Raw genomic sequence first — 14,009 nt, 5'->3', positions numbered from 1 at the left:
CTTCCCCCGCAAAAGTGGACGGGGTTAAGCCGCTCTGCGTTCGGCCTCGGCAAGGCTGATGTAGCCCAGTGCTGAGTGCAGGCGACGGGGATTGTAGAAGCCCTCGATGTATCCGAACAGGTCTCTGCGGGCCTAGTCCCGGGTGGCGTAGACGCGGTGATGGACGCGCTCGGTCTTGAGGGTGTGGAAGAAGCTCTCCATGGGCGCATTGTCCCAGCAGTCGCCCTTTCGGCTCATCGACGGGGTGATGCCGGATCGGGCCAGAGCTGATCGATAGGCCTCGGCGGCGTATTGGATTCCCCGATCGGAGTGATGGATCAGGCCCGGCGCAGGCCGCTGACGTTCGACGGCCATGTTGAGAGCGTCCAGGGCGATCTCGATGTGCAGGGTCTGGCGCATGGCCCAGCCGACGACCTTGCGGGTGTGCAGATCCAGGATGGCGGCAAGGTAGAGCCAGCCTTCGCCCGTTGGGATGTAGGTCAGGTCGGCGAGCCAGACCTGGTTGGGAGCCGCCGCCTCGAAGTTACGAGCGAGCCTGTTGGGCGAGATCGGATAGCCGTGGCGGCTGTTCGTCGTCCTAGCCCGACGCGGCAGGGCCGCCAGTCTTCGCAGGCCGGCGCGGCGCATCAGCCGCTCCACGCGGGACCGGCCAACCCGTCGCCCGTGCCGACGCAGGGTGGCGTGGACGCGCGGCGAACCGTATCTGCCCCACGGGACTGACCTGTCTTTGCACAGCCAGGCGCAGCTCAGCGTTATCGCCCGACAGCTCAACGAACGCCCCAGAAAGACCTTGCTCTACCGGACGCCCACTGAGACCTTCGCCGAGTGTGTTGCAGCGATCAGTTGAGCCCACCGTCGAAACCAGTCAGAGGCATCCAGCCGAAAAGCGGACCTTTCAGGCCCCCTCCCCGCGCCTAACGGCCAGTATGTGAAGGGCCGGCTATACACTGGGCGAGATGGTTGATTAGCAGGGGCCTGCCGCCGGTTCGTTGCCCGACTAGCGAGACCGCGACATTGCGATTGATAGTTGTCCTGCTGCGCTTACGAACGGGGAACAATCAGCAGGAAAGACGCACAAGCCGGCATCGACCAGCAAACGGTGATACGGCGATGTTCGCACGACACTGTGAACGGCCGTTGAAACACCAATGCGAGACCAGTGCGTTCCTCAGTTTCGCCCCGAGGAGCCGCCATGTCCGCGTCTGATCCCATCATCCCGCTCAAACAGTACGGCTATCACAGATTCTCTGCCAAGCCGTCGTGGCGACTGCCAAAGAATCATGACTGCCCACCTCAAAGCCGTGCTGCGCGGAGCCTTCAGGAGCAGCGGGACCAAATCCTGAGCGCTTGAACGCTGAAATTACTTAAACTTTAGTGGAAATCACTTGTTAGCTACGAGTAGATAGGGATCTGCCGACGAGCTCTACACTTGGATCTTAAGAAGCAAGGAGCCGGGGTCCAGTAACCGATTTCGGCGAGTCGCGGATAGGTCACGGTCGGGAGTCTGCTCCTTTTGCCTGATGGAAGTCTGGAAACCGGATAAAGGCGGCCATCGGGACTATACCACTCCCCGCCCAAGGCCGTCACCCGAATGTTCTGTTCAATCTGGATTGCCGCACTCAGTCTTCAGGTCACTCCAAGGGCGGCTCAAGCAGCATGTTTCGTTTTGACTATGCTCGTCCTGAGCGGAACGGCTGCGGCGAGGTTATCAAACTTTTCAGGGTGTTTGCTTAGGCCTGTCTCCAGAGGAGACAATGTCGGAAGCTTCAGCACTCACACGCGCGCATCTGCTGCGGCTCATACTGGTCGGGCTGCTTGCCGTCGCTACCGTGCTGCTCGCCGTCGGCGGCATGATCGCGTATTCCGCCCACGTTCTCGACAGGATGAACCTTGAGACCCAGACGGCGCTGACCGAGCGCCGCGTCGAACGCCGCCTGGAAGGGCTTCGCGAGGACGTCATCTCTGCGACCGTGTGGAACGAGGCTTACACGCAGACGCTTGCCGGCGACGCCGACTGGATGCAGATCAACTACGGCGACTATTTCGCGGACTACATGAACCACGAGGTGTCCCTGGCCTACGATGGAGCCGGCCGGGTCACCTACGCCTCCCGCGACAGCGAGGCGGTTGATCCACGGACCGAGGCCGCGCTCACAAGAGCCGTCCAGCCCCTCGTCGACGCCGTTCGGACCTCTGCTCCGGCACCAAGCCGTTCCGGACTACGTTCGGCCTATGGACTGGATACTGTAGTCACGCGGCAAGCCACGGTGATGGTGGGAGCAGAGCCCTATTTCGTCAGTGTCTCGACGGTCGTCCCGGAAGACGCAGCGCACGCTGTTGCGAACAGGCCTGACCCAATCGTGGTCAGCGGGCTCTCTGCCCGGACGTTCGTCGCGACCCTGGACGCCGACCTGATGCTAGATCATCCGCGGCTGATCGGACCGGAGGCACCGCAAAGCGAAGCGTGGGTGGTCCTGAAGGACAGCGCAGGCCGCAGTCTCGGCGCCATCGAATGGACCCCTGATCATCCCAGCGCGTCTTTACTGTCTCGCGCGATTCCCGCCCTTATCGTACTGGTCCTGCTCCTGCTGGTTGCCCTTGGGGTCGGAGGACTACGAGTTTACCGCCTGATCCGCGACCTCGCCTATAATGAAGAAGCTCTCGACCGAACTCTCGGCGAAGCCAAAGCCGCCAACGCCGCCAAGTCGCAGTTCCTCGCCAATATGAGCCATGAGCTGCGAACGCCTTTGAACGGCGTCATCGCCATGACCGAATTGCTCTACGCGCATCAGATCGACGAACGGGGTCGCGAGATGGCGCGCACCATCGTGGCGTCCGGTCAAACGCTCGAACATGTGGTGAACGACATACTGGACGTCGCCAAGATCGAGGCCGGCCAACTTCAGTTCGAGATCGCCCCCTTTGACTTGGCTGAAGTGCTGCGATCGGCAGCAGCCCTGCATGGTGCCTCCGCTGCGGCCAAGGGCGTTTCACTGGGCTTGACGATTCACCCGGACGCGGAGGGTGTCTACGCCGGCGACAAGACCCGCGTGTCACAGGTTGTGACGAACCTCGTTGGGAATGCCGTCAAGTTCACGGAAAGCGGCTGCGTGCAACTGACGGCGCGCCGCCATAACGGCGGAAAGCTCTGCATCAGCGTCAGTGACACCGGCATCGGCTTTGACCGTGCGACGGCGGCACGGCTGTTCCAGCGCTTCGAACAGGCCGATGTCTCGGTCAGCCGCCAATACGGCGGAACCGGGCTGGGATTATCGATTTGCGCTTCACTATCCCAGATGATGGGCGGCTCGGTCACGGTTAGATCCGTTCCCGGGAAAGGGTCCACTTTCTTCGCCCACCTTCCGCTTCGCCGGCTGACGGACGTCGCCGCCACCCCGGCCGACCTCGCTCCAGCAGCTCACAGCATGCCGAGCCAGGTCAGCCTGCGGGTTCTGTATGCCGACGATCACGCGATTAATCGGCAGGTCGTCGCGATGATCCTGGAGCCGCTCGGCGTGGACCTGACCCTCGCCGAAACCGGCGTGGAGGCCCTCGACCTCTTCAAGGCCGCACCGTTTGATCTGATCTTGATGGATGTCCAGATGCCGCAGATGGATGGCTTGACGGCCACCCGCGCCCTGCGCACGCATGAGGCGGCCGCGGGTTTGCCTCGCACGCCGGTCATCTCGCTCACGGCGAACGCTATGGCGGACGACATTCGCCGAAGCTTGGACGCGGGCTCCGACATGCATCTCGCCAAGCCTATCCGTCCCGCCGCGTTGATTGAGGCCATGGAGAGCCTCCTCGACGCGAGCGCCCCCGCCCCTTCCACTGCTGTCGCAGCCTGAACGGAAACCAATGCTGAGATCGATTGTCCTCGTCACTTGCTTGCTGACCGCCGGGCCGAGCCTCGCCCAAACCGGGACATGGACGTCCAAGGCGACGGTCGGGGTCGTGAGCGACTATCGCTACCGGGGCTACTCCCTGTCAGGCAACGATTCTGCTCTGCAGGGCGGCCTCACCTTCACCCATAGCTCTGGCTTCTACGCAGACGCCTATGTTTCTACGATCGAGGAATACGGCATCGGAGACGATGGGGACGGGGCCGAGGTGGAAATCACTGGCTCCTTGGGATGGAACGGATCCGTCTCAGGCTACGACATCGATGCCTCGGTGGCAGTCTACCGGTACCCGGACGGTGATGACGTCAACTACTACGAGCTTCCGGTTCAGGTGAGCCGCACATTCGATGCCCTGACGGGCACACTGGGTTTCGCTTATGCGCCGGATCAGGAGGCTCTCGGCGATGATGACAATCGATATGGTTGGGCGAGCCTGAGTTACGCTCCACACAGATGGCCGGTCGGGCTCAACGCTCGGCTCGGATATGAAGACGGCGCATTCGCGACAGGTGGGAAGACCGACTGGGAGGTGGGTGTCAGCCGAGACGTGGGACCAGCCTCACTAGGACTTGCTTGGACGGATAGCGATCTCACCCCAGGCGCGGTGATCGCCTCCCTTTTCATCGGATTCTAAGGAGATAGGCCGCTTCCGCCAAGCGATGGCGCAGTGAACCGTCATAACGCGGCAGAAATTGAGCATTCGGTTTCTGAAGCGCCAGCAGCAAGAGCAGCGTGCCGCAGAGAAGCAGACGCTATGAAACACCGCGATGGTGTCGGCCTCGGCCGTTCCTTCCCCTGCCATTCTACACCTAACAGTCACTATGTGAGGGAGCACAGCATTACGCGAACTGATAGCGCCTCCCGCAGCGCTGGGTGCCAAGCTTTAATGGCGATGGAACCAAGCGCTGCGTTACCGGTTTAGTCCGGATTCTGGGGGACGATTTAGCGGGGGATAAGGTGGGGGAGCTGCAGGTTTTTAAGACCAACACCCCCGCTCGGCGTCCGCTGCCTCAGTCACGGGATTGAGACGCGCGGAGTTCAAAAATGTCTTTGGTTGCTTTGGCCCCTGAGGCCGCGCTGGATAATCGTCAGCTTTTGGCGGCTCTAAGGGCTTTCCGCCGTGGCGACTTTTCGGTTCGCCTGCCCGGCGACCTGACCGGCATGGATGGGGAGCTGGCCGAGGCCTTCAATGACGTCGTCGAACTGAACGACCGAATGAGCCGTGAGTTTAGCCGGCTCGGCGAGGTGGTTGGACGCCAGGGTAAAATCGGAAATCGCGCGCGGGTTCCCGCGGCCGTTGGTGCCTGGGCCGCGAGCGTGGACGCGGTCAACACTCTGATCGAGGACATGGTGCACCCGACCGCCGAGATGGCGCGGGTGATTGGTGCCGTCGCCAAGGGCGACCTCAGCCAGACCATGGACCTGGAGAACGAGGAGCGGCCGCTGCGCGGCGAATTCCTGCGCATCGGCAAGGTGGTGAACACCATGGTGGGCCAGCTGGGCTCGTTCGCCTCGGAAGTGACCCGCGTCGCGCGCGAGGTCGGCACCGAGGGCAAACTGGGCGGTCAGGCGAACGTGAAGGGCGTGGCCGGGGCCTGGAAGGACCTGACCGACAATGTGAACTTCATGGCCGCCAACCTGACCGGACAGGTGCGCAACATCGCCGAAGTGACCACCGCCGTGGCCAACGGCGACCTCAGTCGCAAGATCACGGTGGACGTGAAGGGCGAGGTGCTGGAGCTGAAGAACACCATCAACACCATGGTGGACCAGCTGAACGCCTTCGCCTCCGAAGTCACCCGGATGGCCCGCGAGGTCGGCACCGAGGGCAAGCTGGGCGGACAGGCCCAGGTGAAGGGCGTGACCGGCACCTGGAAGGACCTGACCGAGAACGTGAACTTCATGGCTGCGAACCTGACCAGCCAGGTCCGCAACATCGCCGAGGTGACCACCGCGGTGGCCAAGGGCGATCTGTCCAAGAAGATCACCGTCGATGTGAAGGGCGAGATCCTGGAGCTGAAGGTCACCATCAACACCATGGTGGACCAGTTGAACGCCTTTGCCTCCGAAGTGACCCGGGTGGCGCGGGAAGTCGGAACTGAAGGCAAGCTAGGGGGCCAGGCGCGGGTGGAAGGCGTCGGCGGGACCTGGAAAGACCTGACGGACAACGTCAACCTGATGGCCGACAACCTGACCGGTCAGGTCCGCAACATCGCGGAGGTGACCACTGCGGTCGCCAAGGGCGACCTGTCCAAGAAGATCACCGTGCAAGTGCGCGGCGAGGTGCTGGAGCTGAAGGACACCATCAACGTCATGGTGGACCAGCTGAACGCCTTCGCCTCCGAAGTGACCCGGGTTGCCAAGGAGGTCGGCACCGACGGCAAGCTGGGCGGCCAGGCGCAGGTCGAGGGCGTCACCGGGGCGTGGAAGGACCTGACCGATAATGTGAACCTGATGGCCGACAACCTGACCGGTCAAGTCCGGAACATCGCCGAGGTGACCACTGCCGTGGCCAACGGCGACCTGTCGAAGAAGATCACCGTGGACGTGAAGGGCGAGATTCTCGAACTGAAGTCGACCATCAACGTGATGGTGGACCAGCTGAACTCGTTCGCCTCCGAGGTGTCCCGCGTGGCGCGCGAGGTCGGCACAGACGGCAAGCTAGGCGGGCAGGCTAATGTGAAGGGCGTCGGCGGGGCCTGGAAGGACCTGACCGACAACGTGAACTTCATGGCCGCCAACCTGACGGGTCAGGTGCGCAACATCGCCGAGGTGACGACCGCCGTGGCCAATGGTGACCTGTCCAAGAAGATTACCGTGGATGTGAAGGGGGAGGTGCTGGAGCTGAAGGATACCATCAACGTCATGGTGGACCAGCTGAACGCCTTCGCTTCGGAAGTGACCCGCGTGGCCAAGGAGGTCGGAACGGACGGAAAGCTGGGCGGACAGGCCCAGGTGGAGGGCGTGACTGGCACCTGGAAAGACCTGACCGACAATGTCAACCTGATGGCCGACAACTTGACCGGTCAGGTCCGGAACATCGCCGAGGTGACGACCGCCGTGGCCAACGGCGACCTGTCCAAGAAGATCACCGTGGACGTGAAAGGCGAGATCCTGGAGCTGAAATCGACCATCAACGTGATGGTGGATCAGCTGAACTCGTTCGCCTCCGAGGTGTCCCGCGTGGCGCGCGAGGTCGGCACCGAGGGCAAGCTGGGCGGGCAGGCCAATGTGCGCGGCGTCGCCGGTACCTGGAAGGACCTGACCGACAACGTGAACTTCATGGCCGGCAACTTGACGGGCCAGGTACGGAACATCGCCGAGGTCACCACCGCTGTGGCCAAGGGCGACCTGTCCAAGAAAATCACCGTGGATGTGAAGGGCGAGATCCTCGAGCTGAAAGACACAATCAACACGATGGTGGACCAGCTGAACGCGTTCGCGTCAGAAGTGACCCGGATGGCGCGCGAGGTGGGTACCGAAGGCAAACTGGGCGGTCAGGCCCAAGTGGCCGGGGTCACCGGGGCCTGGAAGGATCTGACCGACAACGTGAACTCCATGGCCGCCAACCTGACAGGTCAGGTGCGCGGAATCGCCCAGGTCGTGACGGCGGTGGCCAACGGGGATCTGAAGCGAAAGCTGACGCTCGACGCCAAGGGCGAGATCGCGTCGCTGGCCGACACCATCAACGGCATGATCGAGACCCTGGCCATCTTCGCCGACCAGGTGACGAACGTGGCGCGGGAAGTGGGGATCGAGGGCAAGCTAGGCGGACAGGCGCGGGTGCCGGGTGCCGCCGGCCTGTGGCGCGATCTGACCGACAATGTGAACCAGCTAGCCGGTAACCTGACCACGCAGGTGCGCGCTATCGCCGAGGTGTCCACCGCCGTGACCAAGGGCGAGCTGACGCGGTCCATTACGGTGGAGGCCTCGGGCGAGGTCGCGGCGCTGAAGGACAACATCAACGAGATGATCCGCAATCTGAAGGATCAGACGCTGAAGAACACCGAGCAGGACTGGCTGAAGACCAACCTGGCGCGCTTCACCCGCATGCTGCAGGGCGAGCGCGATCTTGCCACGGTGTCGAACATGGTGCTTTCCGAGCTGGCGCCCCTGATCAATGCCCAGCACGCCGTCTTCTATGCCGCCGATGCGGACATCGAGGCGGAACCGGTTCTGGTGCTGGCTGCGACCTATGCCACAACCGAGCGTGAGCAGCTGTCGCCGACCTTCCGACTGGGAGAGAGCCTGATCGGTCAATGCGCCAAGGAGAAGGAGCGCATCCTGCTGACCAACGTCCCGCGCGACTATGTGCGGATCGGCTCGGGCCTCGGTGGCGCGGCCCCCCTCAACATCATCGTCCTGCCGGCGCTATTCGAGGGTGAGGTCAAGGCGGTGATCGAGCTGGCGACCTTTGGCGAGTTCTCCGAGACCCACCAATCCTTCCTCAGCCAGCTGATGGAATCCGTGGGCATCGTTCTGAACACTATCGCGGCCAACATGCGGACCGAGGGCCTGCTGAGCCAGTCGCAGTTGCTGACGTCGGAGCTTCAGGCCCAACAGGGCGAGCTGAAATCCACGAACGATCGTCTCGAACAGCAGGCCGCGTCCCTGCGCCAGTCCGAGGAACTGCTCCGCGCCAAGCAGGAAGAGCTCCAGCAGTCCAACGCCGAACTGGAAGACAAGGCCATCTTGCTCTCCGCGCAGAATAAACAGGTGGAAGCCAAGAATATCGAGGTCGAACAGGCGCGCTTCGCGCTGGAGGAAAAGGCCGAACAGCTGGCCCTGACGTCGAAATACAAGTCCGAGTTCCTGGCCAACATGAGCCACGAGCTGCGCACGCCGCTGAACAGCCTGCTGATCCTGTCCAAAATGCTTAGCGAGAACACCCAGGGCAACCTGACGGGCAAGCAGGTGGAGTTCGCCAAGAACATCCATGCCGCCGGTTCAGACCTTCTGGGCCTCATCAACGACATTCTCGACCTGTCCAAGATCGAGTCAGGCACGGTCACCCTGGACATTGGCGAAACCAGCTTTGCCGATCTTCGCGACCAGATGGAGCGAACCTTCGCCCAGATCGCCCAGGACAAACGGCTCGATTTCCGGATCGAATTGGACCCCGCGCTACCCACGTCTATGTATACCGATGACAAGCGACTGCAGCAGATCATCAAGAATCTGCTCTCGAACGCGTTCAAGTTCACCGCCGCCGGTGGCGTCAGCCTGAAGGTCGAGAAGGTGGAGCACGGCTGGAGCTCGGCCAATGAGCACCTCGGCAAGGCGGGTCAGGTTCTGGCCTTCTCCGTCCACGACAGCGGCATCGGTATCCCCGAAGAGAAGCAGCGGATCATCTTCGAAGCCTTCCAGCAGGCGGACGGGACGACGAGCCGCAAATACGGCGGCACGGGGCTGGGCCTTTCCATCAGCCGCGAGATCACCCGCACGCTCGGCGGGGAACTCAAGGTAGAGAGCGAGATCGACAAGGGCTCGACCTTCACCCTTTTCCTTCCCCTGAACTTCAGCCCGGCCGTGCCTGCCGCAGGGGCCTCGGCCCGCGAACCGGGGCAGTTGATCACCGTACGCTCCACGCCGGTTGAGGAGGAGATGGAACACGTCGAGGCCGTCATCGACGATCGCGATGCGATCGCGCCGGGCGATCCGGTGATCCTGATCGTCGAGGACGATCCGCGGTTCGGCTCCATCCTGCTCGCCCTTGTTCACGATTGCGGGTTCAAGGGCGTGGTCACGCAACAGGGTGTGGCAGCGGCGTCTTTGGCGCGACGCTATGGGCCGCAAGCGATCATGCTGGATGTCGGCCTGCCAGACATGGACGGTCTGGCACTTCTTGACCTGCTCAAACGAACGCCCGAGACTCGCCACATCCCGGTTCATGTCATTTCGGCGGATGATCAGGCCGGGCTGGGCCTGGCGATCGGAGCCTTCGGCTTCACCCCCAAACCCATCGATCGGGAAGGCGTGGTCGCCAGCCTGGACGACGTGCGACGGTTCGTGTCGGTAACAAATCGCCGGCTGGTCTTCGTTGGCCCTGCAGGCGAAGCGGTGACGGTATTGAAATCGGCGTTCGGCACCGTCACGCGTGTAGAGTCTCTCAAGTCGCTCTCGCGGGCCAAGATCAAACCCTCCGACAGTCTGGTCATGGACGCAGCCGGTGCGTCGGTGCCGGCCCTGGTCGACTGGCTGAGGGCCGCTGAACGCCCGGCGATAGTCTATGCCGCGGACGCTCTGGCTGCCGCAGACGAAAGACGACTGCGGCTGGCGGTTTTCGCAGGCCATGCGCGGTTGGCGCGGACGCCAGAGCAACTGCTTGAACAGGCGACGCTGCTGCTGCACCAGCCGACGCAGACCCTGTCGGAAGAGGCCCGCACGACCTTGGCCCAGACCCGCAAGGACGACGCCATCCTGACGGGTCGCACCGCGCTCGTCATCGACGACGACATCCGCAATATCTTTTCCATGGCCAGCGCCCTGGAGGAGTTTGGGGTCGGGCTTCTCTACGCCGAGAGCGGCCGGGCGGGGCTGGACCTGCTGCGTCAGCATCCGGAGATCGACATCATCCTGGTCGACATCATGATGCCGGACATGGACGGCTATGAGACGATGCGCGAGATCCGCTCAATCGCCCAGTTCGCCGATCTGCCGATCATCGCCGTCACCGCCAAGGCGATGAAGGGCGACCGTGCCAAATGCATCCAGGCCGGGGCTTCGGACTATGTCTCCAAGCCAGTCGACATCGACTATCTGATTTCCGTCATGCGGGTTTCGATCCAGAGGACGGATGCCACACGGCTGGCCGCTTCCACGCTCGAAACGCCCCGCGAACCGGCGGTGCTGTGATGGTCCGCGCCACCAGAATGAAGCCCGGTCCACCCAGGGCGCGAGTGCTGATTGTAGACGATGACGAACGCAACGCCTTCGCAGCCACGGAGGCGCTCGAGATCCTCGGCCATGACCTAGTCGTCGCCCGCTCCGGCGAGGAAGCGCTGCGCATCCTGTTAGTGCAGGAGTTCGCTGTCATCCTGCTGGACCTCCACATGCCCGGCATGGATGGCTACGAAACCGCTCGCCTGATCCGGGAACACCCGCGCACACGCGACACGCCCATCGTCTTTGTCACCGCCGTATTCCGGGACGAGCCGCACATCTTCCAGGCCTATTCCGTCGGGGCCGTGGACGTCGTGTTCAAGCCGGCCGATCCGTTCATCCTGCGCTCGAAGGTCGCCATTCTAGCCGACCTTCACCTGAAGACGCTGGAGTTGCGCCACCAGAACCAGGAGCGTCAGGCTCTGCTCGAAGACCATGCGCGGATCAGCGAAGAAAAGCTGGCGGCCGAACGCGCGCTGAGGGCCACGCGCGAGCGCCAGGACGCGATCCTGAAGTCACTTCCCGTCGTCTTCACCTCGCGGGCTACGGTCCACCCCTTCAAGGCGCTGTTCGTAAGCGACAGCATTATGCCGCTAACGGGCTTCACCCCTGAACGCTTTATAGAAGATCCGGAGCTCGGCTTGGGCCGTCTGCACCCCGATGATGTCGCCAGCGTCGCGGACTGCCTCATGAAGGCTTCGGAGACTGGAGCCTACGCTTGCGAGTATCGATGGCAGTGCGCCGACGGAACCTATCGCACCTTCCTCGACCAAGGCGTGTGGGTTCCGGATGAGATCGGTGGAGAAGGCCATATCCATGGAACGCTGCTCGACGTCACCGAGCGTCGCCAGCTGGAAGAACAGTTGATCCAGGCGCGAAAGATGGAGGCGGTCGGCCAGTTGACCGGGGGTGTCGCCCACGATTTTAATAATCTTCTTACGGTGGTGCTGGGCAACGCCGACATCCTGCTGCGGCGGGCTGAAGGCCAGGCAGGGCTGATCAAGCATCTGGCGGCGATCCGCGCCGCAACAGAGCGAGGCCAGACCCTGACACGCCAGCTCCTGGCGTTTTCCAGGCGACAGACGCTCAATCCTCGGGTTGTCGATCTCAATCAGCTGATCACTGAGTTTGTTCCCCTGCTTCAGCAGGCCGTGGGCGACGGCGTCGAAATCGAAACCCAGCTGTCCGCCGACCCAATTCGCGTTATGGTGGACCCGACTCATCTGGAGACGGCGCTCCTCAACCTTGCGGTCAATGCGCGTGACGCCATGAGCGGACGGGGCCGACTGATGATCGGCTCGGACGGGCCACCTGCCTGGGATGAAGCCGGCGCTTTTGCGCGGATTTGCGTCGACGATACGGGGCCGGGGATGCCGCCGGACGTCGCCGCGCGAATCTTCGAGCCGTTCTTTACCACCAAGGACGTTGGGAAGGGCTCCGGCTTGGGGTTGTCGCAAGTGTTCGGCTTCGTCACTCAATCGGGCGGTCAGGTGAGTGTCGCAAGCGAGCCCGGCAAGGGCGCAAGTTTCGAGCTCCGCCTCCCGGTGACGACGGAGCCGCTCGCGACAGAGGGGCGGAGCTCTCGGGCGGATGACGATCTTACAGGCACCGAGCGGGTCCTCATCGTCGAAGACGATCCTGCGGTGCTCAGCGTCTGCCTCGATATGCTCGCCAGCCTTGGCTACACCTGCGAGGTCGCTTCGGACGCTCAGGGTGCCCTGCACCGCCTGTCGGGCGAAAGTCGGTTCGACCTGCTGTTTTCCGACGTCGTCATGCCGGGAGGGATGAACGGAATAGAACTGGCACGTCAGGCTCTCCAGATCCGGCCACAGCTGCGTGTTCTGCTCACCTCCGGATATCTGGGCGAAGGTGTCGAGACGTCTACGCATGAGTTTACCCTGATCGACAAACCCTACGAGCGCGCACAACTTGCCCAATGCCTTAGACAGGTCCTGAGCGAAGGGAACCAGCCTGTCTTCGAGCGCAAGGCACTTGGGCAGTGAGGGGCCCGTACGCAGGCGTGAGGGGCTCCCAAACCATTGGCACGAAACGCCCGAACCCAAGCCCAGTTAAACACTGCGCGGCGTCCATGCCGCAGGCAGCCAGAGCTGCCGGCATTGCCTCCTGCAAAGGATCCGCCCGGTTCTTGCTCGGGTCGCTTTCCAACAAAGCCCGCGTCGAACCGTGACGGATCCGAATCCGCCTGGCATCGACCCGGAGCTGCGCGCCCTTATTGAAGGAGCGCTCCCCTCGGTCTGGGCGCTTGAAACCTTCCTCGCACTAAAGCGGGACACGGAGACACCGTGGACTGTGGACGGTTTGGTCAGTGAGCTGCGCGCCAACACGTCTCTTGTGGCGGACTGTCTTGGCCACTTGGAACGTGCAGGTCTGATCGCCTCGATCAACGGTACATACCGATACCAGCCGGCCTCAATAGCCCTCGGCCGGTTGGCGGACGATCTCCAAGCCGCGTATGGCGAACGGCCGTTCACAGTCATTGGCGTGATAACGTCAAGACGGGTTGATCCTTTGAAGGGCTTTGCCGATTCATTCAAACTTGGGAGAAGGAAACCGTGAGCGTATTCGCCCCAGGAGTCATTTATTCCCTGTGCCTTGCTGCCAGCTCCGCATGCGCCGTCCTTTTGATCCGATCTTACCTTCGATCGCGTCAGCCTTTGCTGTTGTGGAGCGCGGGTTGCTTCTGCCTTCTTGCGCTCAACAACACCGCCGTCGTCCTGGACATGATCGTGCTTCCCGACCTGGATCTTACCCTTGCACGCCAGTTGACGGCGCTAAGCGCGGTTGGAGTTCTTATTTATGGCTTTGTTTGGGAAGTTGATCGATGAGCGGGTCCGAAGCGCTCACCGGTGCAATCATCATGGGATACACGGTCGCCAGCCTGTTCTTTTTGAAGTTCTGGCGACGTACAGGGGACAGTCTGTTTTTTGCTTTCGCCATCGCCTTCCTGCTGCTCGCTGCCACCCCGTTGCTCACTCTCGTTTTCTCGGTTCCCCGCGAAGAGCAGAGCCCATTCCATGTGATCCGCGCTAGCGCCTTCATAATCATCATTCTCGCAATCGTCATGAAGTCTCGACGCTAGAGCATTTTTCGATCACTGGGCATTATAGCCTGCGGCTGCGCAGTGATTTTCGCATTCGCGCGGCGAGTGGTTCTGGATGACTCGGGCGATGGTCCCAGAGATAGAAGATGGCGTTTTCTGGAGCA

Annotated in this window: 7 protein-coding genes and 2 pseudogenes; 8 read left to right on the top strand and 1 reads right to left on the bottom strand. The window is 62.4% G+C overall.

Features of this window, described 5'->3' with window-relative positions:
- Positions 1-24: 24 nt before the first annotated feature.
- A pseudogene (locus O5K39_RS10530) lies at positions 25-702 on the bottom strand (IS3 family transposase); the annotation flags it as partial.
- Here O5K39_RS10530 and O5K39_RS10525 point away from each other — a divergent pair.
- The 8 genes and pseudogenes from O5K39_RS10525 to O5K39_RS10490 form a co-directional block, all read left to right on the top strand.
- Positions 701-847, top strand: a pseudogene (locus tag O5K39_RS10525) (IS30 family transposase); the annotation flags it as partial. The pseudogenes O5K39_RS10530 and O5K39_RS10525 overlap by 2 nt on opposite strands.
- 907 nt (positions 848-1,754) lie before the next feature.
- Positions 1,755-3,848: an ATP-binding protein gene (locus O5K39_RS10520; RefSeq protein WP_271143582.1), complete on the top strand. Its 2,094-nt coding sequence runs from the start codon at positions 1,755-1,757 to the stop codon at positions 3,846-3,848.
- A 10-nt stretch (positions 3,849-3,858) separates the two neighbouring features.
- Entirely contained in the window at positions 3,859-4,536 is a 678-nt protein-coding gene (locus O5K39_RS10515) for a TorF family putative porin (protein ID WP_271143581.1), read from the top strand.
- A 410-nt stretch (positions 4,537-4,946) separates the two neighbouring features.
- Positions 4,947-10,757 (top strand): HAMP domain-containing protein, encoded by a 5,811-nt coding sequence (locus tag O5K39_RS10510; RefSeq protein ID WP_271143580.1) that lies wholly within the window; start codon positions 4,947-4,949, stop codon positions 10,755-10,757.
- Positions 10,758-10,801: 44 nt separating this feature from the next.
- Positions 10,802-12,787, top strand: coding sequence for a response regulator (locus O5K39_RS10505; RefSeq protein ID WP_271143579.1), 1,986 nt, complete (start codon positions 10,802-10,804; stop codon positions 12,785-12,787).
- Between the two features lie 181 nt (positions 12,788-12,968).
- Positions 12,969-13,361 carry a hypothetical protein gene (locus O5K39_RS10500; RefSeq protein ID WP_271143578.1) on the top strand — a complete coding sequence of 131 codons (393 nt, stop codon included), beginning with the start codon at positions 12,969-12,971 and terminating at the stop codon, positions 13,359-13,361.
- Positions 13,358-13,630, top strand: a complete 273-nt coding sequence (locus O5K39_RS10495; protein ID WP_271143577.1) for a DUF5985 family protein — start codon at positions 13,358-13,360, stop codon at positions 13,628-13,630. Before O5K39_RS10500 ends, O5K39_RS10495 begins: the two co-directional genes overlap by 4 nt.
- Complete coding sequence (locus O5K39_RS10490; RefSeq protein WP_271143576.1) at positions 13,627-13,884, top strand: DUF5985 family protein; 258 nt, start codon at positions 13,627-13,629, stop codon at positions 13,882-13,884. Before O5K39_RS10495 ends, O5K39_RS10490 begins: the two co-directional genes overlap by 4 nt.
- Positions 13,885-14,009 lie beyond the last annotated feature (125 nt).

The organism is Brevundimonas sp. NIBR10 (assembly GCF_027912515.1).
GTDB lineage: Bacteria > Pseudomonadota > Alphaproteobacteria > Caulobacterales > Caulobacteraceae > Brevundimonas.
Note: the sequence above shows the minus strand (reverse complement) of the source record. Positions and strands in the feature narration are given on the sequence as shown.